This window comes from Gordonia sp. CNJ-863 (assembly GCF_001942325.1).
Classification (GTDB): domain Bacteria; phylum Actinomycetota; class Actinomycetes; order Mycobacteriales; family Mycobacteriaceae; genus Gordonia; species Gordonia alkanivorans.
Genome location: NZ_MKKG01000066.1, coordinates 149,037 through 172,291, shown reverse-complemented (window position 1 = coordinate 172,291; position 23,255 = coordinate 149,037). Strand labels below are relative to the sequence as shown.

The following is a 23,255-nucleotide window of genomic DNA, read 5'->3' as shown; positions in this document are numbered from 1 at the left end:
TTGACGAACGGCCCCACCTCTTCGCGGAGGTGGGGCCGTTTGGCGTCGATGGGTCATCGATGGTCTGGAACTCCGTGTCCTTGTAGGTGTCGACGCGGGTGAACTCTCCTCGCCAGTCCACCGTGCGGCCGAGGACGCTTCTTGCCTTTCCACTGTGCGCCGACCGCGACCGGATCGTCGGAGAGCGGGGTGATCTCCACGGTGCCGGGAAGATATGCGGCAGATGTTCTCTGGGGCGGTGGAGTACTCCCAGGCGGTTTCGACGGGTTGCTCGATGAGGACGGATGCGCTCGCTTAGAGCATGATTGAACCTGAATGGACGCGTGCTCTAGGTCGCCCGTTCCGGTGTGGACTGTTGGCGCGCAGTCTCTCCGGTCGTTTCAAGGGAGTCGACCGGCATGAGCGGGATGCTCACCGAGATCACCGTCGACGAGCCGTGTTCATCGGAGACGAGAACGGCGAAATCGTGGGTGGTCGGCCCCGGCGTCGCTCGTCGTTGGTCCTCCGTCGGCGTGAAAACGAATGTGCCACTGCCGGAATTGAGCGCCACCTGGGTGTCCGTGGTCAGGTAGCTCAGGGCGCAGGAAGCGCAGGCCGCGTCGGCCACCGACCCCGACACGGTGCCGGTATCCGGGTCGACGTCGTCAATGGTCGGGGTGACGTCGAACACCATGGCCGCGGCGGGATCGGCGGCGTGGCGCCCGCCGCCGTTCGCCATCTGAAGCGGGCGGATCGTCGTGGCGCCGGCATCGCCGGTGAGCAGGATGACGTCGTCGTCGAGCGTGAGGACGGGCCCGTGCGTCGAGTGGCCGTAGAACTCACCGGCCTCGACGGCCGGGCCGTCGGGGTGGAAGACCACCAGAGTCGTCTTCGGCCAACGGGTTTCGGGACAGAAGCGGGTGAGCGGCAGGTATGTGCGGCCGTCGTGTGCGATCGCCGGGGGGCCGGCCGGTTCGCCGACGACGGGCGCGGACACCGCGGTCGCGGAGTCGGGGTGTACGACGGCGAGGGAGATCAGTGGGTCCCCACTCGCCGGGTCGGTGGTGAGCATCGGAAGATGGGCGGCGCCGTGTCGGTCGAAGTGAACCGAGACGGGGGTCCCGTCGACGCGCGTATCGCCCGTCGTGCCGTCTCCGCAGATGACCGTCACGGTGGTGATGTCCTCGCCGTCCGGCGTGAGGGTCGTCGCCGTGAGGAAGACGGTGCCGCTCTCGTCGGCCCGGACCCATGCCTGCCCGATGCCCGCGGTCATCACCCTGGATTCACCGTTCGGCGAGATCCCGACGACGGTGTTCTCCCCGGTGAGGGTATTCGCCAGCGGGAGGTAGAGATGGTCGTCGGGTCCGGCGACGGCGTCGGAGTCGCTGGTGCCGGGAAGGACCACGGACCATCTGCGCCCACCGGAGTGCGCCGCGGTGACATGGACCGAATCGGGTGACCGGGAGACCACGTAGACGGCGGATTCGGTGGGGACCACAGAGGCCACCCGGCCGGGTATCCCATCGACGGTGTTCAGTGAACCGTCGGCGGCGCGAATCGCGAGCGTGGCGACCGGCGCGCCCGGATCGCCGTGATGACGAACGAAGTACAGCGAGTCGCCGCGCCGGGCCCAGATGTCGCCGCCCTCACCGTCGAACACCTGCCCGACGAGTGACAGTCCACCGGGGCCGGCTTCGTGGAGACGGGTTCCGTCGGCGTCCGACGTCGAGACGAACACCTTCCCCGACGGGGGCAGGATGAGCCGGCTGTCGGCGCCGGGAACGCGAGACAGAGTCGACGCGATGCCGTCGAGGCCCAGAGCGGTGAGATAGGTGTACGTCCGGCCGTGGTCGTCGGGCCAGGTGGTCAGCAGATAGCCGACGCCCGCCTCGTCGAACCCGAGGTGATCCGCGGGTAGGCCGAGGATCGGGTCCGTGGTCGACGCGGCCCCGGTCGGATCGATCCGGGTGATCCGAACCGATGTCCGGATGGTGCCGTCGGAGAATTCCGTGAGCTCGGTGAGCTGATGGGCCCGACCGTCGGGGCCGAGGACGACGCCGCGGTCGGGCTCGGTGGGAGAACCCGCGATGGGGACCGACGTCACCGTCATGGTCTTCGGTCGGACCACGGAGACCTGTGTGCACCCGTCCCCGCGCTGGGTGGTCACGAAGGCGACGTCCTCGTGCCCGACGACGACCTCGTCGATCTGGCAACCCGGCACGGTCACCTGCCCGAGCGAGTACGGGCTCGTGATGGGCAGGGCGACCGTGATCGGAGTCGTACCCCCGCGGCCGTTGTCGGCGGTGATCATGACGGAGTCGAATCGTACCGATTCCGGGGCTCCCGGCGCGCTGGCCGCGATGCGCGCCTGCAGGGCGGGCGTGTAGGTGTAGGCGCCGGTCGGTGCGTCGTAGCTGAACATGCTGCCGCTTGCGGTGCGGAAGGTGCGGTCGCCGGTGGGCGTGACGCCGTGCAGCGTCGTCGGGATCGGGTTCCCGTCCGGATCGGTGAATCTCAACGAGCCGTGCAGGATGCCGGTCGGGGCCGGTGTGAGAACCGGTTCGGCATGTGTTCGGTCCGGCACCGGGATCGTTGATGTCGGACCGTCCGCAGTGATCGTCACCGCCGCCGAGATGCGCTTGCGGCTGAGGAGTGCGGAACCGAAGACGAGGCCGCCGACGAGAGCGAACTGCGGGACGGGACCGGTCGTGTCCGGACCGTCGGCCGCGGTCAGGAACTGGTCCGGATCGCTCACCAGTCCGAATGTGTAAGGGGTGGCAGGGGATTCGGTGGATGCCACCGGTCCCTGGGTGCCGAAACGCCGTATCCACCACAGGAGCGTCCACGGCGCCGGGCTGGCCGCGCCGGTGCTTCCGCCGCCGAGGATGTTGATCCCCAGGAATGTGAGGATCCCGATGGCGCCGGTCCTGGCCGGCTGCGGGGCCACGGCGACCGGCGGGGTGGAGGTCTTGAGGAGGGGAGCCCAGGGAGGCGGATCACCGGATGGCGACACGTTCCGGCCGAACTGGGATCGGGTGACGTCGACGGCTCGAGCGGCGAGGGCGGTGTCCCCGGGCCGCGGGCCGTCGGCTGCGGGCGGTGGCGTGGTGTCGGCACCGGTGCGGTCGGGCCCGTCGGGCTGGGCCGGAACGGGTTTCTTGGAGATGTCGACATCGAGGGAGGTGCGGTTCGGGGTGGAGTCGGAGGAGGACTCCGGGGCGGGCTCGGTCTCCACGGCGGCCGGCGGCACAGCCGCCTCGCCCGCTGATGATCCCTCGCTCTGGATGGTCGGATCGGGGTACACCGGGAGGATGTCGTTCTCCGCGGTGGGGCCCGAAGGTTCGCCCGTGGGATCGCCGGGGTCGGAATCCGGGATCGTACCGGTATCGGTTCCGGATGCGGGCCCGCCATCCCCGGAATCACCATCGCCGGACCTGGTGCTGCCCGACCCCGAGTCGCTGCCGCCGGAACCGCTGCCGCCCGACCCGCTACCGCTGCCGCCGGAGCCGCTACCGCTTCCGCTGGAATCGCTGCCGCCGGAGTCTCCACCGCCCGAGCCACTGCCGCTGCCGCCGGAGTCACCCCCGCTGGAGTCACCACCGCCCGAGTCGCCGCCGGAACCCGGGGCGTCGACGCTGTGTGATCCGACGCCGAAGGGGCTCGGTTCGGCTGTCGCGGGGGCTTGGCCTCCCCAGTAGAGGGCCAGTCCCACGGCAGCTGCAACCGCGAGCGCCCGGACTCGGCGGGGTCGCGCAGTGGTCATGGTCATCTTCGGAGGACCTTCGATACGAAGCAGCACATTGACCGCGAACGACGACGGGTGAGGACATCACCACCGCGGACACAGTCGATGCCTCTGACGGTAGCCGTTGGTGGTCGCGATCACTAACACTTCGTCGGACGATTCATCCGGCCGGATTCCAGCGGGTGATCGACGGTCGCACGGACCCTCGAGGGCCCCAGAACGGGTGACATCCGGGTTGTGCTGTTGTGCAGCGCTTCCGGTGCCGGTCCGGCCCCCGGGTTCGGGTCGTCGGCGGCGAGATGATCCGTCGTCCGGATTCACCTCGGTCATTCGTGCGAGGTGAAAACCGTCCGACCGGACGACAGTCGTGTCGTGCCCTCCCGGCGGGGGTCCAGTGGTTCAGCGCCGTGCCGCCCACTCGTCGACGAGGCGCGGCAGCCTGCGGGCGCTCGCCGCGAGCGACCGCTGGAAGGCGCGGATGGCCAATGCGTCGGCGACCCTGCCGACCGCCCCGCCCCCGACGCCGTCGTTGTGGACGCGGTAGGTGACACGTACCCCGTCGCGGGCGTCGTCGAATGTCGCGGAGATGGTGAACCCGAACGGCGACTCGGTGGAGGTGAACTCGGTCCCCTGCGCAGGGTCGACGCGGGTGAACTCGCCGACCCATTCGACCGTGCGTCCCAGAGCCCTCATCTGGCCCTTCCACGTGGTGCCGACGCGAGTGGGGCCCTCCGACACCGACGCGATGCCGACGACGCCCGGCGTGAGCGCCGCGACGTGTTCCGGGACCAGGCAGTACTCCCAGACCGTGTCGGCCGGCAGCTTGATCACGACGGAGGCGGAGGCTTCGGGCATCGTCGAACTCCTGCGGTGGTGGCGGTGTGTGGCATCGACGTTACCCACGCCCCGGGATTCCGACGCGAGAGAGCGGATATGGTGCGCATTTCGCCACGGGAGGGGGTGTTAAGCTCTCACGCCGGGGCGGCTGATCAGTGCGATGGGACGACCCGTTTCCCTGCCTACTGCCGACGCATGACCGCAGGGAAGGCGGAGATTCTTCGATGGCCAAAGTGATCGCGACGATCAGCTTGAAGGGCGGGGTCGGCAAGACCACGGTGACCGCGGGGCTGGCCGAATACATGTCGGCGGAGTTCGGTCAGCGGGTGCTGCTCATCGACCTCGACTCACAGATCAATCTGACCACCATGATGATCAGCGAGGAGCGCTGGCTCGAGCTGAACACCAACGGTCGGACGCTCGCCACACTGTTCTCCGATGCGGTCAAGGGCACCCGGTACTTCCGGCTCGACGAGGCCGTCGAGCGGGGTGTCTCACCGGTGAAGAAGGTGAACTCCGTGGACCTCCTCGCGTCGTCGCTGGACCTCATCGAGGTCCAGGAGGACCTGAGTGCGCTGCGCGTCGAGGGGCGGGTGCCCAACGGTGGCACCGGCTTCCTCCGCGAGGCGATCGAACCGGTCCTCGACTTCTACGACTATGTGCTGATCGACTGCCCGCCCAACATCGGGCCCATCACCCTGAACGGCCTGGCCGCCGCGGACGCCTACATCATTCCCACCATCCCGGATGTGTTGTCCACGTACGGAATCCCACAGATCCAGACCCGGGTGCGGAAGATCGGCCACGAGATCGGCCGGACCATCGTCGAGCTCGGTGTGGTGATCACGAAGTACAAGGCGAACTCGGCCGTGCACCGGTCGACAGCGATGCGCCTGCGCCGTGACCCCACCATTCAACATGTGCTGCCCAGTTACATCAACGAGGCGAATTCCGTTGCCGCAGCTGCGGAGTTCACGTCGTACGGGACGCTTCGGGTCAAATACGGCAATCAAGGACAGTTCGACCAGTTCCGTGGCCTGACCATGGACGTGATGACCGAGGCGCAGGAGAAGATCCGATGAGTTCCGACGACACCCGCCGGCGCATGGAGTACCAGCCGTCGGCGGTGCGCTCGCGCAATTGGACGCGAAGAATCCACAGGCCGCACAGCTGATCGCGGGGCTGGTCACCGTGATCATCGCCGAGGCCGAGCGGTCCTCGCGTTTCGCTTCCGCGCTCACCGGAGTGGTCGACGCGCTTCGTCCGGTCGACATCGCGCTCGACGGCGCTCCCGTGGCGGCGCCGCGGAAGCGGGCGGCGGCGCCGAAGAAGCGGGTGACACGTCAACCGGGCGCGTTCGATCCGTTCGTCGTCTACCGCGAGGGCGGTGGCCAGGAACTGTCGGCGCGACTCGGCGAGCTGACCCTCGACCAGCTCCGGGACATCATCGCCGAGCAGGAGCTCGACACCCGCAAAGAGACGAGCCGTAAGCGCAAGCCCGAGGTGCTCGTCTCGTGGATCGTCGAGCGCGTCGAAGCGTCCGAGAACAAGGGGAGCGTCTTCCGGTAGTCGGCGTACGCCGGTAGGCGATCGCCGGGCTCAGCGGCCCAGGATGCCGCCCAGTACCCCGCCGGCGCCCGAGCCCGCGGCCCCACCACCGCCGGTGCCGCCGATGAACCCGCCCGGCGGCAACTCCGACGGCTGCACGACGACGAAGCCCTGGCCGGAGAACGCGAGGGTGAAGCGTTCGCCGGTGCTGCGTCCCATCAGGGTGCCGAGGTTGAACGAATCGTTGGACTTCACCGAGGTGCGCAGGCTCGACGACCAGGCGACCGCGGCCTGCGGGTCGGCGTAGGTCGCGGCGTCGACGTTGAGGACCACCGGTGTGCCGTCGGTGGTGATGGCGATACGTCCGCGGCCGGTGAACACGCAGTTGTACAGGCCCGCGTTGCTCATCGCGCCCGCGCCCTGGACGCGCTGGATGTCGTAGCGAAGGGTCGAGTCGAAGGCGAGGACATTGGCGCCGTTGATGGTGAGGCCGTCGGTGCCGTCGAGGTCGATCAGATGGACGTCGGACGCGGCGTTGGCGAGGAACAGGTCGCCGCGACCGGTGACCTTCATCAGGGGGACGCCCTCGCCGGTCATCGCCTGACGCATCATCCGGCCCAGACCGCCGGACCCGAGTGCTTCGAAGTGGAGATCACCCTGGTAGGCGACCATCGAACCGGTGCGGGCCATGACCTCACCCGAGAGGCCGACGCGGCACATCTTGCTGCCCTGCTTCTGGATTCCCTGGCCGCTGACCTCGGCGTGGGACGGGGCGAACAGATCGCTGTGCATGGGGACTCCCGAGGGTTGGGTCGTGACCGGAGGGTGGGGCGGGGTGGCCGGCGGCGGTGCGGCCGGAGGCGGTGATTGTGGTTGTGGGACCGGCTGATTCGTCGGCGGCCACGGCTGCGGATCGGTTACCCGCGGTGGCTGACCGGGAGGCGGCGGCGGTGCCGGATCGTCCTCGACGTCGATGCCGAACGCGGACACCAGACCGGCGAGCCCTGCGTCGTAACCCTGGCCGACGGCACGAACTTTCCAGGTATCGTTGCGGCGGTAGATCTCGAGGCAGACCACGGCGGCCTCGCTGGTGAGACCCGTCGGCGTGAAGCCGAGTTCCTCGCCGCCGCCGCTCAGGGTCGCGGTCAGTGCGCCGGCGGTCGCGAAGGTGGACGGGCCGGTGCCGTCCAGGCTCGCGGCGACGACGACCGTCGTGATGTCGCGGGGTAGGGCTGCGGTGTCGACGGTGACGATGTCGACCGCACCCGACGAGCGATAGCCGACACCCGGGCCGGTGGGCTGGTTGTAGAAGATCAGATCGGCGTCGGACCGGACGCGACCGGCATCGGTGAGCAGGATCGCCGAGGTGTTGACCGGCGATGCCGAACGCACCGACACCGTCACGGCCGACGACGGCAACGGACGGTTCTCTCCGGCGGACAGCGTGAGCACGTTGTCCATTGTGCCAAGGCGGACCCGCGCGGCAGTTGCTTGTATACCGACTGAACTCTCGTCAGGCAGTCGCGCGGGGCAACTCGACCACCTCGTCCTCGGTCGGCGGGCGCTCTCACGGCGAGGACAACGTGAAGCGGACTCACGCGCAGCACCTTTTCCGCACCCGGTGATCGACGGAGGTTCGGTGATCTCGACGCCGCGGAAAATCAGTGGCGCCGAGGTGCGGTGACACCTCACCATGTTCAGCAACAAGACGTCCACGACGGAGTTCCGTGGCGATTCAACGCTGCCGCAGCGCTATTCGCGTCTGTGGCGAACGACGGTGAGGAGGCCGCCATGGCCACGGTACTTCTGGCGATCGCGTGCGGCCTCGTCCTGCCCGCGATCATCCTCGGCACGGTTCTCGTCGTCGCCGGTGACGGCCGCCGGAGGGTGAGGGACCGCGAGGCGTACGACACCCGGCGGCCGACCCTCTGACGGTCAGCGGGCGACGATCACTCCGCCCGCTTGAGCACTGCCAGCACCGTCAGCAAAAGGATCTTCACGTCGAGCCAGAGGGACCAGTTCTCGATGTAGTAGTTGTCCCATTCGGCGCGGTCGGCGATCGAGGTCTGGCCACGGAGGCCGTGGACCTGCGCCCAGCCGGTCACGCCGGCCTTGACGCGGTGCCGCTCACCGTAGCGGCGGATCTGGACCTCGAACAGTGACACGTACTCGGGGCGCTCGGGTCGGGGACCGACGAGACTCATCTCGCCGCGGAACACGTTGAGCAGCTGGGGCAGTTCGTCCATCGACGTCGACCGCATGATCTTGCCGATCCAGGTGCGGCGGTCCACCCCCTCGACGCCGCCGGGGGCGCTTCCGGCCACGGGCCGGAACTTCTCCGCCTCCGGGTCCTCGGGGCGCATCGACCGGAACTTGAGGCAGTCGAATACGCGGCCATCGCGTCCGACGCGGGGCTGGGCGAAGAAGATCGGTCCCGGCGAGCTCAGCCGGACCAGCAGCATGAGGGTCAGGAACAACGGCGCGATCGCGGTCAGGAGGAGCGCGGCGATCACGCGGTCGCCGATGTGCTTCACCCGGAACTGCCAACCGCGCGGATTGGTGTGGGGGACGGACATCAGAGGCAGGCCGCCGATGTGATCGACGCGGCTGCGGCGGCCAACGACGTCGAACATGCGCGGGACGATCCACACCTTGACGCCGTGCCGGTGCGCGATGCGCACCGACGCAGTCAGACGTTCGACGTTGGTGACCGCGAAGGCCACGACGAGGATTTCGGCACCGGTCGCACGGATCGCGTCGTCGAGGTCGTCGACACCGCCGAGATGAGGGATCTCGGATACCCGCTCGTCGCGATCACGTGCGGGTGCGCCGGCCGCGAGGACCCCGACCGGCTTCAGCCCGTGCTCTGGGTTCACGACCATCCGTCCCACCACCTGCTCGGTGACCGGGCCGTCGCCGATGATCAGCGTGGGAGCCATGAGATGGCCGTGCCGACGCAGACCCCGCTGGGTGAGGTCCCGGATGAGGCGTCCGAACGGAACCCAGAACAGTGCGGACACCCAGAGTTTGGTGACTGCGGCTCCCGGACGGTCGTCGAGTCCCGACAACAGCATCCAACACAGCAGGATCATCGCGGCGACTGTACAACCGGTCATCACCTTGCCGAACTCGTCGAGGAATCGGCGGTTGAGCCCGCGGCGGTAGGTCTTCCGGAATCCGAAGATCCCCACGAGTATCAACGGATACAGGCCGATGGTCCACAGCGGGGGATACGCGGGCTGACGGTTGACGATCCAGAGGATCGCCACTCCGGTAGCCACGGTGGCAGACACGAGGTCGATCGAGATGGTGACAATCGTGCTCAGCGGATCGTCGCGGATGAGATCACCAAGGGAACGCCGTGAGTCCGGTCGGTTCGGCGATCGCGACCTCGTGCGCGTGATCTCGACCTCGGGGGTGCGGGTCGCCAAGTTCACTCCATCCAGATGAACGGCCCCCCGGGTCTCCTGGATTGTAAAGGTGGCTAACAAATACTCGCGAGTCGGCCCGCCGACGAGCAGCGACTCACGCTGCCTCAGCTCCCGAAGACGGCTTCGCGCACGAGGATCGACAGATCCGACATGAGTGCGATGTCCGTCGAGGACCAGTGGTGCGGTTCGGTGTCCCAGGCGCAGAAGACACCGATCACGTGGTCGGCATCGTCGCGTACGGGAATTCCCAGGTACGACGCCACTTCGCCGGAGCAGGCGGTCGGGTGGTCGGAAAGCATTGGATGATCGGCGATGTCATCGATGACCAGCGTCGAACCGCTCACCACCGGGTAGACGCACAACGAGTTCGTCAGCGGCCGCGCGTGCTGGGTGCTGGTCTCGCCGGAACTCCAGGCGATCGAGGCATGCGTCTGGCCGTCCGCGGTGATCACGTTCAGCGCTGCGCAGGACACCCCCAGCGCATCGATGGTGAGGCTGATCGCCTGGTCGACCGCGGGATGCGACTTCTCGTCGAGCAGACCGCTCTCGTCGATCGCACGCACCCGGTCCGGATCGGACAGCAACTCGTGCAGCGCGGCGGCCGTGCCCGGGTCGGTGCCGCGGATGGCCTCGAGCAGTGCGATGAGTGCCGAGTCGCCGGGTGTGCTCAGGATCGCCGACAGCCGTTGCGCCGACATCTCCTCGTCGGGTTCCGGCAGTCCCGGGGTTCCCTGCCCCGTCGTCTCCGGTGCGTTGCCCTCGAACTCGCCGTCAGGGGTAGAACTCATGACACTTCTCCACTTCGCTGTCCGCGCCGTAACTCCCCCGACGGCGCGTGAAGATCATCGACAACTGTCACGGACCGAACGTCCTTCCGACACGGCCTCGACCCAGTCGGCTGTTGACGACCCGACGTCGAGGATGCCGTGCGACTGCCCGTCGACGACCACGGTCGTGATTAGATCACCTTCCCCGCATGCCTGCTCGACCGCACGCTCGGTCCAGGACGGCAGGATCACCGTGTCGGCGGAGCTGTAGACGACCATCATGGGGGCGCTTGCCCGGCCCTGCGGCAGGCTCGCCTCGCCCAGCCACCCGCGGAGGCGATCGGTCGCGGCGTCGTCGATGGGGCGGTAGTCGGCCGGTGTCGTGCGCTTGACGACGTCCTGTTTCTGCACGATCGCGGTGTCGCTGCATTCGAGGAAGGTTCCGAGCGTGTCACGGATGGGGCCGCGGAGATAGTCGTCGATGTCGAGCTCCGGGTGAACGGTCCCGAGGCCGGTCAGGATGAGCGGGAGGAAGGCGATCTGGTTCGGGGTGAGGGTGCCGGCCGCCATCGCATCCGCGATCGGACGGATGTCGAGTGCAGGACTCATGCTGATGGTTCCTTTCAGCTCGAGGCCGTTGCCGTAGGTGCCGGCGATCTCGTTGGCCCGGAACACGGCGTGACCGCCCTGAGAGACGCCGAAACCCCACCACTCGTCCGTGGCGTCGGGAACCAGCGAGCGCACGGCCCGCACCGAGTCGATGATGTTGCGAGCGGCGGCGGTCGGCTCGAGATACGCGTGGGAACCCGGGGTGCCGAGACCCCGATAGTCGGTCTGTACCACCACGAAACCCAGTTCGAGGAGGTTGGCGACGAGGTCGACGGTGCCGAGCAGGTTGCGGTAGAACGACGGCGCGCATTCGGTGGAGATGCCGGTGGTCGGGTGGCCCACCGCGATGACCGGCCACCCGCCGGCCGGGGCCGTTCCCCGCGGCACGAAGGCCGCCGCCGACACCGGGACGACGTCGTCTGTCGCGGGATCCTCGGAGAGATAGCGGAAACGCAGCGACCGCTCGGCGAGCTTGCCCAGGGCCGGGTACTCGCTGGTCTCGGTGGCGGTGCCGACGACGTCACCGGGGGCCGGGACCCGCGACGAGTCGGCGGGATCGGGCGACGAACACGCTGCCGAGGTGACGACGATCAGTCCCGTGAGGAACAGCAGGGTCGACGTGACCGCCGGGTGTCTGGGTCGTTCCGTCCGCGGTCGCCGTCCCGGGCGCCTCATGACCGGGTTCTCGTGGTCGGGTTCATCACCCGCCGGAACAGTGCCACCGGGTCGTCGCACAGTGTCCGATGTGCGGCCTCGATGACGGCGCGGTCGACGAATGCCTCGTAGAACGTGGTGGTGAAGGACCGGGTGCCGTCGACGTCGCTGACGAAAGTCGTTGCCGCGTCGGGGCCGTCGGGTTCGAGAGAGGCATAGAGGTGATGGGAGGACGCCTGCGGGTCCCACTCGACGTCGCCGAACACCCCGATCCGCCCCATGTCGCTGACCGACAGACGGAGACGATCCGGTACGGCCGCGATGTCGGGACCCGTCGACGGCCCGCCTGCCTGTGGGCGGAGGAGGCCGCGGAGTTCGCCCGCGCCGAGGATCGCGACCGGCCACCCCGATCGGGTGACCTCGCGGATTCGGTCGCCGATCTCGACCGGTGTCGCCGAATCCGGGAAACGAAGGGGGATACCGACGGCGAGGTTGCCGTGATCGTTCGCGTGCGCGGGATCGAGGTAGCGTCGGCAGTCGAACAGCACCTGGGTGCGCGGGTCGACGCGGACCTCCTCGGCGGCAACTGCGGCACGCCAGAGGGCGACGGTGACAGCGGCCGAGGACACCTTCATCCCGCCGGCCGCGACCGCATCACGCAGCGCGCCGACGCGGTCGGCGGACATCGAGGTGGCCACGACGCGTCGCGTCGAACGCCACCCGGAGAGTTCGCGGCGCGGACCCTCGGACGCATCGGGGGCGTTGGCCGTCCGCAGCCGCGCGACCTCGCGCAGGCGTGCCGGGTGGCGCAGCAGCTGACGGTATGCGGCGTGCCAGGCGGAACCCGCGGGCAGAGACCGTTCCAGGTTCGGCGCCATCGCCGAGCCGTCGCGGCCGGCCAATCCGGCGATCTGTTCGAGACTCGACCGGCCGTCGCCGATCCCGTGGCTCTGGTCGAGGATCAACCAGCGGCCGCCCAGCAGGTACTCGACGGTGCCCGCCGGTCCCGTGCGTGCGCGCAGACGCGTCAGGATCTCGCCGGGGGAGAGGTCGGCGAGGTCGGGGCGCTCGACCACAGGTCGTGGCGTCACGTCGTGGATCCAGCGTGCCGATGACGGGTCGGGAACGACGGTGAGGCGCGAGGTCGGGGTCATGGCGGGAGCGAGGCGCGCGCGGACCCGATCGGCGTCGAGCGGTGTCAGCGGCCCGGTCACCGAGATCGACCGGGAGGCGGCGAGGGCGCGGTCGAGGATGGTCGCGCGAGTTGCGTCAGATCGCCGCACCGACGACCTCCCGCATCTGCTCGCGGAACCGCTCGCGACGGAAACGTTCGGCCCACGAACGGATCTCGGTGCGGTCGTAATCGTCGACCCGGAAGTCGCGCAGCGAACCGGCGAGTCGCTCGACGACCTCGTCATCGGTCCCCGGTTCGATGAGCTGTCCGGTCGATCCGGGCACGACGGTGTCGAGGGCGCCTCCCTCACCGAGGGCGATGACCGGTGTCCCGGTGGCCATGGCCTCGACCGGCACGATCCCGAAGTCCTCGATCCCCGGCATCAACACGGCGCGCGCACTTCGGTGCAGGTTGAGCAGGGTGTCGTTCGAGACGCGACCGAGGAAGGTGGTCTTCGGTCCGGCCAGTTCGCGGCATTGCTGCATCGCCCGGCCGTCGCCGACGACCACGAGGCGGACGTCGGCGCGCGCCGCGGCCGCGATCGCGAGGTCGGGTCGCTTGTACGGCACCAGACGCCCGGCGAGCAGGTAGAAGTCCTCGCGTGGCACGGCGGGGTCGGGGGTGAACCCGTCGAGATCAACGGGTGGGTGCACGACCATCGCATCACGGTCCCAGTGTTCGCGGATGCGCGCCGCGACGGCCGACGAGTTGGCCACCACGGTGTGGAGCCGGGGTGCGGCGTCGACCTCGCACCGGCGCGCCACGACCGACAGCGCCGACAGGATCGCCGCCCCGGCCGCCCCACCGCCCTCGCCTGCGCGGAGAGACGGATCCCATGCCCATCGGGCGGGGCTGTGCACATAGGCGATGACCGGGGCCTCGGTGGCGAGCACCGCCTGCGTCGCGAATGCGTGATGGCTCACCACGACCGCAGACGCGTCGCGAAGCGGCATGCGACGAAAAGCCCACGGCATCAGCGGCAGCAGCGGCGCGTAGCTGCGTTCGCCGAGTAGGCGGTAGCCGCGGTTGAGTGGGGTGGTGATCGGTGGGTCGGCGAGACCGGCCGGGATGCCCTCCGCCCGGGCGATCGGTGCGTGCACCTCGACTTTCGGCCACGTCGCCGCCAGCTGTTCGACGACGTGCTCCGAACCCGCTATCTCGGTGAGCCGCTCGTGCACGACGGCGATGTGGTCACCGGGCATGGTGGCGCGCATTCCGTGGCGAGGTGTCGAGCGGGGAAGCGTCGAGCGGCGAGACCCGGAAACGTTCGGGGTCGAACGGTGTTCGGTCGGCGCGACTGTGTGCGGGTGTGCGGGTCAGGTGTCCGGGCACCTCGGCGGTGGTCGGGACGTCACCACTCGGGAACGGATCGCGGATGCCGTTGGCCGGACCGCGCTCACCGGGGACACCGAAGTACCCTTCCGGCGAGTCGTGCGTCGGGATCCGGGTCGTTCTGCCGTGCGCCGCGGCAGCCCGGACGACGAGGTGCCGGGTGACGCCGACCTCGGCGAGCTGCGCCAGTGTTTGCTCGGCGAGAGCGCAGTCGGTGCTGCCGGAGGAGATGGCCACGACGGCGAGGGCGAGGTCGGAGGTGTCGACGCGGTTCCACCAGGCTTCGGTGAGGGGGAGGCGCTCGATCTGTATCGGCTGACCCGAGCCGTTGTCGGTGGGCGGGGCCAGTCCGTGCAGGAGACGGTCCGGATCGATCTGGTCGCCGGTCAGGATCAGTGCGACCTGGGCTCGGCGGTGCCGCTGGGTGAGCGCCGGCAAGAGCGTCGCGGGCAGGCCGGGCTCGGGCCCCTCGTCGTAGGAGAGATGTGCCCCGTACTTGTGGGCGATCCGCCGGGCCCAGATGGGGTTCGGTTCACGGCCGATGCGTCCCCTTACGAGCACGAGGATCTCCGCGGCCAGGATGGCGGCCACGATCGCGGCGACCGCACCTTCTTGCGTCGGGTTCGGGGTCACCGGCGTTTCACCGGCCGGCGGTGCGGCGAGGATCGTGAGGTTGTCGGTCGACGAGTTCTGCAGGCGGGTCAGCTGTGAGTTGAGATCCGCGAGCATGGCATTGGACTCCGCCTTGGAGTCGCCGCGGTCGGGCAGCGCCTGGTTGCGTGCCCGTTCGGCGGTGATCTGGGCGCGCATCTCGTCGACCGCCCGGCTGATGTCGCGGGCGTGGTTGGACACCGCGGCCGACGAGATCGCGGACACCATCGCCCGGGCGACCTCCTCGGCCTGTTCGGATGACGGCGCGGTCGCCGTGAACAGCAACAACGACGGCGTCGTGCCCGGCCCGGTCGTGACGTGCTCGCGGAGTTCGGCGGTGTCCCAGTCGGTTTCCACCTGGGTCAGCACCTGGCGGAGGACGTTCTCGTCGGTCGACAGGGCGATGAACGGCGCCCGCATCTGCTCGATGTAGGCGTCGCCGGGGATGATGTCGCTCGCCGGGGTGATCTCGGCGACGACGGTTGCCGAATACTCCTTCGAGACCAGCACGGTACGCAGCCCGAAGACGCACACTCCGATGAACAGACCGATGAGGATCGCGGGGACGGCGACACGGGCGAGGTCGCGGAAGTGGCCGAGAAGGTCGACCGACGGGGGTGCGTCGCGACGTCTGGAATCCAGACTGGAGGTCACACATCTCTCCTGTGGTGTTGGTGCCCCCCGGCTGTTCGTCCCCCGGATGATCCTGCGCCCGGCGAAGTCAGTTCACCTTAGCTAACGATCGGCGGGGTCGTGAGGTGCCCGCCTACCGAGACTCCAGAAACGTGTACGCCTGCTTCGGAGACCAGTCGCGGCGGACGACTCCGAAGTTGTGCTCCAGGTTGTTCGGATCGGTACCCGCGTCCCGCAACGAGTACACGAAGAGCGGTCCCAGCCATGGCGCGTCGTTCTGGGCGCCGATCGCGATCTGGATGCTCTGCGCCTGAACTGCCTCGGACACCGAGTTCGTCCCGGTCCCGGTGGGTGCGCCGAACTCGGTCATCCAGATCTTCTTGTTGCCGTCGCCCGCCGCGACCATCACGTCGCGCATGTCCCACATGCGTGCCGCGGTGCTCCAAGCCGCTGCGGCCGGGTCGTTGGGGAGTGCCGGGTAGGTGTAGGGATGCACGCTCAAAGCATCGAGTGAGCTGTTGAATCCGCCCTGGTAGAGGCTGCGTACAAAGGTCAGCGGCGCGATGTCGCGTCCGTTGTCGGTGCCTGGGGCGAGTCCGCCGGAGATCACCGCCGCACCGGGAACCGCGCGCTTGATGGCGGTGTACGACGCGGCGAGGAGCCGGCCATACTCGGAGGCGTTGGACCGGGGCAGCCAATAGTGGGCGAGGTTGGGCTCGTTCCAGATCTCCCACACCGAGATCGACTGCGAGTACCGTTGCGCGGCGGCCGCGGCGAAGGAGGCGAAGACATTGGGGTCGGCGGGCCGGTAGTGGCTGTTGCGCGGGAAGTCGAGGGGGCGCGCGGCCCACAGCGGCGTGTAGGTGGCCAGGCCCACCGGGCACATGCCGTGAGCGACGATCGCGTTTACGACCCGGTCGATGGGGGCCCAATTGCGCTGACCGCGTACCGGTTCGACCACCGACCAGTCGACGTCGAGGCGCACCGCCCACATGTCCAGTTCCTTGGCGACCGACAGTTCGCGGTTCAGGTCGGCGTCGGAGGCCGCGAGCAGCGATGCCCCGGGTGACGTCGCGACCTTGTGGTCGCCGTTCGACAACGCGCACGACGCCGGTGCGGAATGGGCGTCGCTGCGCGCCCAGACGAGGCTCGCGAGGGTGGCGACGACGATGCAGGCGCACGCCAGGAGGGAACGGGTGGTGTTCCGGCGTCGGGCCAGGGAGCGGTTCATGGGCAACCTATCTAGGGAAGAGTGCAGAGCTCGCCATCGGTTTCCTGCCCCCATCAGGACGACAACTCGTCGAGCATAAGGGGCAATGTGACGGATTTGTCGTGTTCGGTGCCTATTCGGCACCGAGCTTCTCGGGCAAGAGATTCGCGGAGGTCCGGGTCGGCGAGCACCCGGGTGATCGCGTCGGCCAGCGCGACCGGATCGGACGGCGGGACGAGGATTCCCGCGCCGCCGCGCAGGAACTCGGTGGTGCCGCCGTGATCGGTGCCGATCACCGGTTTGCCAAAGGCCATCGCCTCGAGCACCGACAGGGGCCCGGCCTCCGGTGTGATGCTCGCCGAGACGACGACGTCCCAGCGGGTGAGTGCGGTCCGGGGATCGGTGTGACCGAGGAACCGTACGCGCCCGGCCAGATCGGGTCGTGAGGCCCGCTCGTGGAGGGATGCGACGTGGTCGGCGTCGCCGGGAAAGGAGTCACCGGCGAACTCGAGTTCGACGCCCGGCAGAGCGGCGACGGCCTCGAGGAGCACGGCATGGCCCTTCCACGGGGTGAGCAGCGCGAGGATTCCGGCGACGGGCGGATCGTGCAGTTCCGTTGCCAGTGCGGGCACCGGCCATACGACGCCGTTGTGCGCGACGACGGTCGGCAGACCGAGATCGGTCAGGGGTCGCGCCGTCGCCTCCGAGACCGCCACCGCACGCCGGATCACCGGGGCGCTGACGCGCACGACAGCACGCTGACGTCCGGAGGAGAGGGTGTCGTGGACCAGCCACGACACCCCGCCGGACGGCCGCGCCAGCCGGGCCGAGGGCAGGGCGAACAGCGAGTTGACGACGATCGTGGCGTGGCCTCGGGTGCGGCGTCGCAGGACTCGGCCGGCTCGGAGCCAGTCGAGGAGGAGACGAGATGCACCCACCAGGCGGTGGAGGCCGCGTTCACCGCTGAGCCCGAGAGGTGGGATCGACACATGCTCTACGTCTGCCGGGAGGCGACCGACAAGAGGACCGTCGGGACAGACGACCGTCACGCGCCGTCCGCGGTCGCGGGCGACCCCGATCAGGTCGAGCATGACCCTCTCTGCCCCGGACACCTGGCCGGTGTGGGCGACGAACACGAGAGTGTCGGTGTTCGAACGTATCTCGGTCATCGGACCACCTTCGCGTGACGGCCGGGCGGTGAACCAACCCGCTTGAGCAGTGCCACACCGGGCGCGGCGACGATCAGTGCGGCCAGCACGGACACCACGGGCCAGGGCACGTGATCGGCGGCCCACACGCCGCCGGCACACACTGCGGCAGTGAGGATCGCCAACGTGATGAGCGAACCGACCGGGAGTGGTTCGGTGACCGGCAGTGTCCGGGCGACGACCACCCACAACGCCACGGCGCACACGCCGAAGGTGATGACGGACGTGATCGCCGCACCGGTGTAGGAGTAGCGCGGGATCAGCACCACATTGAGGACCACGTTCAGCGCGAGCCCGGCGACCGCGATCCACGGATAGCGTTTGGCGAATCCGGTGGAGGCGAGGACGAAGATCCCCAGCACCACGAAGGACATGATCGCCGCGCCCAGCACCAGGAACCGCGCGGCGTCGGCGCCCTCGACGAAGCGGCGACCGTAGAGCAGTTCGATGATCGCCTCGGCACTCGGCCAGAACGCCGCCACCGCAACGGCACCGGCCGCACCGAAGGCGACCGCGGCGGTTCGGCAGCGCTCGCGGAACTCGCCGGGGCGGTGCGGCCAGGCCGCGACCAGCAGAGTGCTGATCGGGCCGACGGCGGCGAGGATCAGCGTGTCCATGATGTCGGAGAACTTGTAGCCGATGCTGTAGATGCCCACCGCGTCGAGCGAGTCGAGCAGGCTCAGCAACAGGACGTCGATCTTCTGCAGCGCGATGGTCAGGGCGAACCCGATCGCCAGGGGGAGGGCATCGGTGAGCATCGGCTTCCACCGCGACCATTCGATCACCCGGGACGGCCGCAGTCCCGACGAGCGGCGTGCGATCCCGACGACCTTGACGATCAGCGCGAAGACCTCGTTGGCGACGGGCGCGAGGACGAACACCAGCAGCCACGGTGCGGCAAACGCGGCCGCGATGGTGATCGCGAGTTGCAGGACCTGGCCCAGGCTCTCGGCGATCGCGGTGAGCACCAGGCGATGGCGGCTCTGGAAGATGACCGTCAATGCCTGTCCGGGAGTGGCGAACACGACGACGAGTCCGGCGATCGCAGTCGCCCGGATGACCTCGCCCGGGTACTGCAGTACCACCACGTAGAGGACGGCGAGCACGTATCCGACGAGCCCGAGGAGGAGCCGCAACGCGATGAACGCCGACGAGGTCCGGGCGACGTCCTCGGCGTCGTCGGAGATGAGACGGGCCATCACGGCCCGGCCCACCCCGAGGTCGGTGAAGATCGCGGTCAGTCCGAGGAGCGCGAACACGAACGAGTAGCTGCCCCAGTCCTCCGGGGACAGCGTGCGCGCGATGATGACGCTGCCCGCCCACCCGAGGCCGGCGATCACGATGCGGCTCAGCAGCATCGCCGCGGTGGCGCGTGTCGCCGCCCGCGTGTCCGATGCCGGGTGGAGATCGGGTTCGGGTGGGGTCATCGCCAACCGCTCGACCTCGAGATCGGAGGGCAGCGGCCCGGTGACGTCCGGGCTCACGGTGACGCTCCCGACGGCGGGGCCGGGGCGGGCAGATCGAGGCCGGCCGCGCGATACGCCTCGACCGTGCGACGTGCGGTGGTGTCCCAGCTCAGCGATGCCCCGACCCGGGTGCCTGCTTCCACCAGCGCGCGTCGGGTCTCGGGGTCCCGGACGAGGGGTTCCAGAGCACGGACCCAGTCGTCCTCGTCATGTCGTCCGACGAGCACGGCACCGTCGCCGACGACCTGGGGAAGTGCACCGACGGCGCTCGCGACGACGGCGCCGCCACATGCCATCGCCTCCACCGGCGGTAGTCCGTAGCCCTCGTAGAACGACGCATAGGCGGTCACGGTGGCTGCGGCGTAGAGCCCGGGGAGGTCTTCGGCGTCGACGTAGCCGAGACCGATCGCCGACGACGGGGCGTCGGGACCGGTCGACCCGGCGCCTCCCAGAACGCAGGCGATGTCGAGCCGGCGGGCGGCGGCCGCGACCAGGGCCACGTTCTTCCGCGGTTCGACGGTGCCGATCTGCAGGATGAAGCGTTCGGGCAGTTCATATTTGGTGCGGACCCGGTCGATGTCCGCGGCCGCGGGCGGGCGCGCCCAGTCCGCGGGCGCGAGTTCGGTGACATGGGCGTCACGCCCGCAGACGTCGTGGATGCGTTCGGCGGTGAACTCGGAGACCGCGATCAGGACGTCGGCCCGCCGCAACGTGGTGCGGACCAGAACGGATTCGCCCGCCGCGCGGAAGCGGCTCGACGCCGACGGCATGTCCAACACCGACAGATCGTGCACCGTCGCCATGGTCGTCGTCGGCCCCGCGACGGGAAGGTCGACGTCCAATCCGTGGAACACCCCACCGCGCCGGGTCGGCAGCACACCGTGGATCGCGCGTCGGACGCCATCGGTCACCGGCCGGCGCAACGGGGTGATCGACGCGGGCAACTCGCCGGTGGCGTCCTCTTGGACGACCGCGGCCAGCGGGGTGTCACCGAGTTGGGCAGGCAGCACCCTCAGTAGTTCGCGGATGTAGGTCTGGACGCCGCTTCCCCCGGGTCGAAGTGCAAGCGCACCGTATGTGATTCGTGTTGTGCAGTCGCGCATCCCACAGCTCCCAACAGCATCCAGAAGTAGAAGTCGAGCGGAAAGATCTCGAAATAGGTGGCCACCAGACTGGCCGCCATCGCCGCGATGATCGAGGCGCTGACGCCCAGGACGAATGCCCCGTCCGGGTCGGGGAGCCGGCGCGCGGACTGCACGCACCAGATCATCGCCGTCACGATCATCGCAAGGAACAGCCAGAGCCCGATCGGTCCGAGTTCCAGCAGGACCTTCACGTAGTAGTTGTCGGGCTGATAGTTCGACGACATGCCCTGGACCGTTCCACCCGCGCCGGCGGTGACCGTCTGCGTGTTCTCACCACGGGCCGCCGACATCGCATCTGCCGCCGACCCGCTGGAACCGAGACCGCGACCGAGCGGGTGCACCCCGATGCTGGCGAAGATCTCGCTCCATCCCGACCCGCGCTGGCTCAGGCTGCTCGACGAGAAGAACACCTTCGCGATCGAGGGCGGCAGGAACGGCAAGGACACCAGGGCGAGCGCGGTGATCGCGAGCATCGGCGCGATGAGGCGCCGGAATCGCAACGCCGCCAGCCAGATCACGCCGACGGCGAGACCGAGGATCGCCGCGCGGACCACCGAGGTGGCCATCGTGATCGCCATGACCGGCCAGAAAGCGAGGAACAGCTGATTGCGGCGGCGGCTCGTGTCGGACAGCGCCACCGCGCCGCCGACCAGCAGGGCCATGGTGACGAACAGTCCGAACCCGAAGGGCTGGTTGAACGTGGAGAACGTGCGGAACAACGGTCCGCTCGAGCGGACCTGCTCACCGTAGGTGTAACCGAGTTCGACGAGCCTTGCCGGACCGACGATCTGCTGTCCGATGCCCACCAGGGTGGTGATCACGCCGAGCGTCATGATGATCGACACCAGGCGATCGCGGTCCTGGGCGTCGAACGGTGTCAGCCACAGCGCGAGCACCACGAACAGATAGAAGAAGGTCACCTTGACGCCGTAGATCCCGACGGGCCCGTAGACCCACGCCGCCGAGATCAGTCCGAGGCCCACCAGGCCGGTCGCCGCGGGCCACCACGGCATGTGAAGAGGCGGACCCGTTCGTGTGGACGGACGGAGACGACGGTTCGCTGCGCAGATCAGCGTGACGGCGAGGATGCCTTCCTTCCAGGCCCCCGCGATCCCCGGGACGGGTGCGATGTCGAGTAGACCGTCGAGCGGGGTCAACGCGGCGAGCAGCAGGAGACCACGCTGCGGGCGCTGGCAGATGGCGGCGATGACGACTCCGCCGAAGACGGCGGCACACAGCACGGCGAGTACGACGGGCAGGTGCTGCACGCGCTATCCGCCTTCCTCGTGCCCCCGCCGGTCGTTACCCCCGGTGAACAATGTTGACACCTCGACGCCCGGTTGTCCGTGGCAACCCCGCGAAGCGCGTGGCACCACGGACAACCGGAGACGCCTCAGTGCCCCGAGATCCGGCGGCCCCGGCGGGGGCGGGTTCGGTCGGGTCCCGACTCGGTGGTGATCACGTGGGCGGCCCGTCGCGCGTGCGCCGAGAGATCCGGAATCCCCTTCACCGGCTGGTGCATCGGCAGCAGGATGTAGCCCTCCTCCCAGGGGAACCGGCCGTACTCGTCGGGCCAGACCACCTGCAGCGTCGGGTAATCGGGGAACAGCAGGTTGGCGAGGATGAGTTCGTCCTTGTCGACCTGCTCGATGAGTCGCACCGACACCGCGACCGTCTGCAGCCGGATGTCGGACTGGTCCGCGACGAGATCGCGCCAGTCCTCGCGGTGGAGGAGATCGCCGAGCTCGTTCAGGATGTGATGCGCGGTGAGCGGGTCGACGCCGTAGATGGCCAGTTCGGGGATCGCGTGCAACGAGAGCCCGGCGGTGTAGGAGAAGCCGCAGTCGGTCTCGCGACTGTTCGCCTCGGGAGATCCTTCGCCGACGGAGGTCACCTGCCATCCACACCGGCGGATGGTGTCGATGGTCGAGCGGATGACGGGATTGGGATGCCACCGGGGCAGACCTCGGATCGCGGCAGCGTGGTCTGACATGGATCGCTCCTTTGTTCGAAGGGTGACGACATGACACCACGGGGGTCCGACAAGTTCCGGTGCGGAGATATCTCGACGTCGGGAGTGGCGAACCGCGCCTGCCGGGACCCCGGCATCCGTTAGCGTGCCCGCATGACGAAGGTGATGGTCGCGCTGCGTGCACCCGGGCCCGGTGTCGAACTGCCCGGTGCCGACCTGCTCGGTGTCGAACTGCTCGGTGTCGAACTGCTCGGGGCAGGTTTCCGGCGGACGTGCGAACGGTCGGGTGCGCGTCGCGTGCAGGTGAACATCTCCGACGACGCGGTCACCGGTGCCATGCGGATCTCCGAACTCGACCCGCCGATCGAGGCGGTCGTCAGTCTGTGGGACGCCGACGTGGACATCGTGCTGGCCGCCCTCGGCGAGTTCGCGACCGTGGTCGGTGCCTGGCGGGTGGCCGAACGTGCACCGCTCGATCCCGACCTACCCGCCGACGGCACGCGCGTCGACGCCCTCGCCAATGTCGCCTTCCTGCGTCGGCCGGCGGGGCTCGACCCGCAGGAGTGGCGTCGGATCTGGCTCGAGGAGCACACGACCGTGGCCATCGAGACCCAGGCGACGTTCGGCTACTACCAGAACGTCGTCGAAGACGCGCTCACACCGGAGACACCGCAGGTGGACGGCATCGTCGAAGAACTCTTCCCGATGGCCGCGGTCAGCGACCTCCATGCGTTCTACGGAAGCGGGGGAGACCGGGCGGAGCTCGAGCACCGCATGACCCGGATGCTCACCAGCGTCGGGAGATTCGGCGCCGACCGACACCTCGACGTGGTGCCGACGTCGCGCCACGACCTCGTGCTCGAGGTGCCCGCCCGGTAGTGTCCGACGAGGCGG

18 protein-coding genes and 1 pseudogene are annotated in these 23,255 nt (G+C 68.9%); 4 read left to right on the top strand and 15 right to left on the bottom strand.

Annotated elements, in window-relative coordinates:
- Positions 1-328 precede the first annotated feature (328 nt).
- Both BJF87_RS22555 and BJF87_RS22550 read right to left on the bottom strand, forming a co-directional pair.
- The gene (locus BJF87_RS22555) at positions 329-3,748 is read right to left on the bottom strand and encodes a hypothetical protein (protein WP_075863953.1); all 3,420 of its coding nucleotides are present in this window, start codon (positions 3,746-3,748) and stop codon (positions 329-331) included.
- Positions 3,749-4,123: 375 nt separating this feature from the next.
- Positions 4,124-4,579 (bottom strand): SRPBCC family protein, encoded by a 456-nt coding sequence (locus BJF87_RS22550; protein ID WP_075863952.1) that lies wholly within the window; start codon positions 4,577-4,579, stop codon positions 4,124-4,126.
- Positions 4,580-4,785: 206 nt separating this feature from the next.
- On the opposite strand from BJF87_RS22550, the gene BJF87_RS22545 reads away from it, so the two are divergent.
- Both BJF87_RS22545 and BJF87_RS22540 read left to right on the top strand, forming a co-directional pair.
- A complete protein-coding gene (locus tag BJF87_RS22545) occupies positions 4,786-5,643 on the top strand; it encodes a ParA family protein (protein ID WP_035754993.1) in 858 nt (285 codons plus the stop codon).
- Positions 5,640-6,130: pseudogene (locus tag BJF87_RS22540) on the top strand (hypothetical protein). Before BJF87_RS22545 ends, BJF87_RS22540 begins: the two are co-directional and overlap by 4 nt.
- Before the next feature lie 30 nt (positions 6,131-6,160).
- Here BJF87_RS22540 and BJF87_RS22535 read toward each other — a convergent pair.
- The gene (locus BJF87_RS22535; RefSeq protein WP_006360210.1) at positions 6,161-7,570 is read right to left on the bottom strand and encodes an AIM24 family protein; all 1,410 of its coding nucleotides are present in this window, start codon (positions 7,568-7,570) and stop codon (positions 6,161-6,163) included.
- Positions 7,571-7,900: 330 nt separating this feature from the next.
- On the opposite strand from BJF87_RS22535, the gene BJF87_RS26205 reads away from it, so the two are divergent.
- Positions 7,901-8,041: a hypothetical protein gene (locus tag BJF87_RS26205; RefSeq protein ID WP_158037581.1), complete on the top strand. Its 141-nt coding sequence runs from the start codon at positions 7,901-7,903 to the stop codon at positions 8,039-8,041.
- Between the two features lie 17 nt (positions 8,042-8,058).
- Here BJF87_RS26205 and BJF87_RS22530 read toward each other — a convergent pair whose 3' ends face one another.
- From BJF87_RS22530 to BJF87_RS22475, 12 genes are all read right to left on the bottom strand, one after another.
- Positions 8,059-9,540 (bottom strand): sugar transferase, encoded by a 1,482-nt coding sequence (locus tag BJF87_RS22530; protein WP_075863970.1) that lies wholly within the window; start codon positions 9,538-9,540, stop codon positions 8,059-8,061.
- Positions 9,541-9,644: 104 nt separating this feature from the next.
- A complete protein-coding gene (locus tag BJF87_RS22525) occupies positions 9,645-10,328 on the bottom strand; it encodes a GAF domain-containing protein (protein ID WP_075863951.1) in 684 nt (227 codons plus the stop codon).
- Between the two features lie 54 nt (positions 10,329-10,382).
- On the bottom strand, positions 10,383-11,591 hold the full coding sequence (locus BJF87_RS22520; RefSeq protein WP_075863950.1) for a lipase family protein: 1,209 nt from the start codon (positions 11,589-11,591) through the stop codon (positions 10,383-10,385).
- Positions 11,588-12,853 carry a hypothetical protein gene (locus BJF87_RS22515; protein ID WP_075863949.1) on the bottom strand — a complete coding sequence of 422 codons (1,266 nt, stop codon included), beginning with the start codon at positions 12,851-12,853 and terminating at the stop codon, positions 11,588-11,590. The genes BJF87_RS22520 and BJF87_RS22515 overlap by 4 nt, the downstream gene beginning before the upstream one ends.
- Positions 12,840-13,946, bottom strand: coding sequence for a glycosyltransferase (locus BJF87_RS22510; RefSeq protein WP_075863969.1), 1,107 nt, complete (start codon positions 13,944-13,946; stop codon positions 12,840-12,842). The genes BJF87_RS22515 and BJF87_RS22510 overlap by 14 nt, the downstream gene beginning before the upstream one ends.
- On the bottom strand, positions 13,936-15,381 hold the full coding sequence (locus tag BJF87_RS22505; protein WP_075863948.1) for a hypothetical protein: 1,446 nt from the start codon (positions 15,379-15,381) through the stop codon (positions 13,936-13,938). The genes BJF87_RS22510 and BJF87_RS22505 overlap by 11 nt, the downstream gene beginning before the upstream one ends.
- A 112-nt stretch (positions 15,382-15,493) precedes the next feature.
- On the bottom strand, positions 15,494-16,591 hold the full coding sequence (locus BJF87_RS22500; protein WP_075863947.1) for a cellulase family glycosylhydrolase: 1,098 nt from the start codon (positions 16,589-16,591) through the stop codon (positions 15,494-15,496).
- A 53-nt stretch (positions 16,592-16,644) separates the two neighbouring features.
- Positions 16,645-17,739, bottom strand: coding sequence for a glycosyltransferase family 4 protein (locus BJF87_RS22495; RefSeq protein ID WP_075863946.1), 1,095 nt, complete (start codon positions 17,737-17,739; stop codon positions 16,645-16,647).
- On the bottom strand, positions 17,736-19,262 hold the full coding sequence (locus tag BJF87_RS22490) for an oligosaccharide flippase family protein (RefSeq protein ID WP_075863945.1): 1,527 nt from the start codon (positions 19,260-19,262) through the stop codon (positions 17,736-17,738). The genes BJF87_RS22495 and BJF87_RS22490 overlap by 4 nt, the downstream gene beginning before the upstream one ends.
- Complete coding sequence (locus tag BJF87_RS22485; RefSeq protein ID WP_084813253.1) at positions 19,259-20,224, bottom strand: glycosyltransferase family 1 protein; 966 nt, start codon at positions 20,222-20,224, stop codon at positions 19,259-19,261. Before BJF87_RS22485 ends, BJF87_RS22490 begins: the two co-directional genes overlap by 4 nt.
- A gap of 32 nt (positions 20,225-20,256) precedes the next feature.
- Positions 20,257-21,657 carry an O-antigen ligase gene (locus BJF87_RS22480; protein ID WP_075863943.1) on the bottom strand — a complete coding sequence of 467 codons (1,401 nt, stop codon included), beginning with the start codon at positions 21,655-21,657 and terminating at the stop codon, positions 20,257-20,259.
- 125 nt (positions 21,658-21,782) lie between these two features.
- Positions 21,783-22,382 carry a DUF4262 domain-containing protein gene (locus BJF87_RS22475; protein WP_075863942.1) on the bottom strand — a complete coding sequence of 200 codons (600 nt, stop codon included), beginning with the start codon at positions 22,380-22,382 and terminating at the stop codon, positions 21,783-21,785.
- Positions 22,383-22,514: 132 nt separating this feature from the next.
- Between BJF87_RS22475 and BJF87_RS22470 the strand changes: the two genes are divergently transcribed.
- A complete protein-coding gene (locus tag BJF87_RS22470) occupies positions 22,515-23,240 on the top strand; it encodes an EthD domain-containing protein (RefSeq protein ID WP_075863941.1) in 726 nt (241 codons plus the stop codon).
- The last annotated feature ends 15 nt before the right edge of the window (positions 23,241-23,255 follow it).

What these genes read in the sequence shown, in the direction of transcription:
- BJF87_RS22555 (WP_075863953.1), bottom strand. Translation starts at nt 3,748, where the DNA reads ATGACCATGACCACTGCGCGACCCCGCCGAGTCCGGGCGCTCGCGGTT.
- BJF87_RS22550 (WP_075863952.1), bottom strand. Translation starts at nt 4,579, where the DNA reads ATGCCCGAAGCCTCCGCCTCCGTCGTGATCAAGCTGCCGGCCGACACG.
- BJF87_RS22545 (WP_035754993.1), top strand. Translation starts at nt 4,786, where the DNA reads ATGGCCAAAGTGATCGCGACGATCAGCTTGAAGGGCGGGGTCGGCAAG.
- BJF87_RS22535 (WP_006360210.1), bottom strand. Translation starts at nt 7,570, where the DNA reads ATGGACAACGTGCTCACGCTGTCCGCCGGAGAGAACCGTCCGTTGCCG.
- BJF87_RS26205 (WP_158037581.1), top strand. Translation starts at nt 7,901, where the DNA reads ATGGCCACGGTACTTCTGGCGATCGCGTGCGGCCTCGTCCTGCCCGCG.
- BJF87_RS22525 (WP_075863951.1), bottom strand. Translation starts at nt 10,328, where the DNA reads ATGAGTTCTACCCCTGACGGCGAGTTCGAGGGCAACGCACCGGAGACG.
- BJF87_RS22520 (WP_075863950.1), bottom strand. Translation starts at nt 11,591, where the DNA reads ATGAGGCGCCCGGGACGGCGACCGCGGACGGAACGACCCAGACACCCG.
- BJF87_RS22510 (WP_075863969.1), bottom strand. Translation starts at nt 13,946, where the DNA reads ATGCCCGGTGACCACATCGCCGTCGTGCACGAGCGGCTCACCGAGATA.
- BJF87_RS22500 (WP_075863947.1), bottom strand. Translation starts at nt 16,591, where the DNA reads ATGAACCGCTCCCTGGCCCGACGCCGGAACACCACCCGTTCCCTCCTG.
- BJF87_RS22495 (WP_075863946.1), bottom strand. Translation starts at nt 17,739, where the DNA reads ATGACCGAGATACGTTCGAACACCGACACTCTCGTGTTCGTCGCCCAC.
- BJF87_RS22475 (WP_075863942.1), bottom strand. Translation starts at nt 22,382, where the DNA reads ATGTCAGACCACGCTGCCGCGATCCGAGGTCTGCCCCGGTGGCATCCC.
- BJF87_RS22470 (WP_075863941.1), top strand. Translation starts at nt 22,515, where the DNA reads ATGACGAAGGTGATGGTCGCGCTGCGTGCACCCGGGCCCGGTGTCGAA.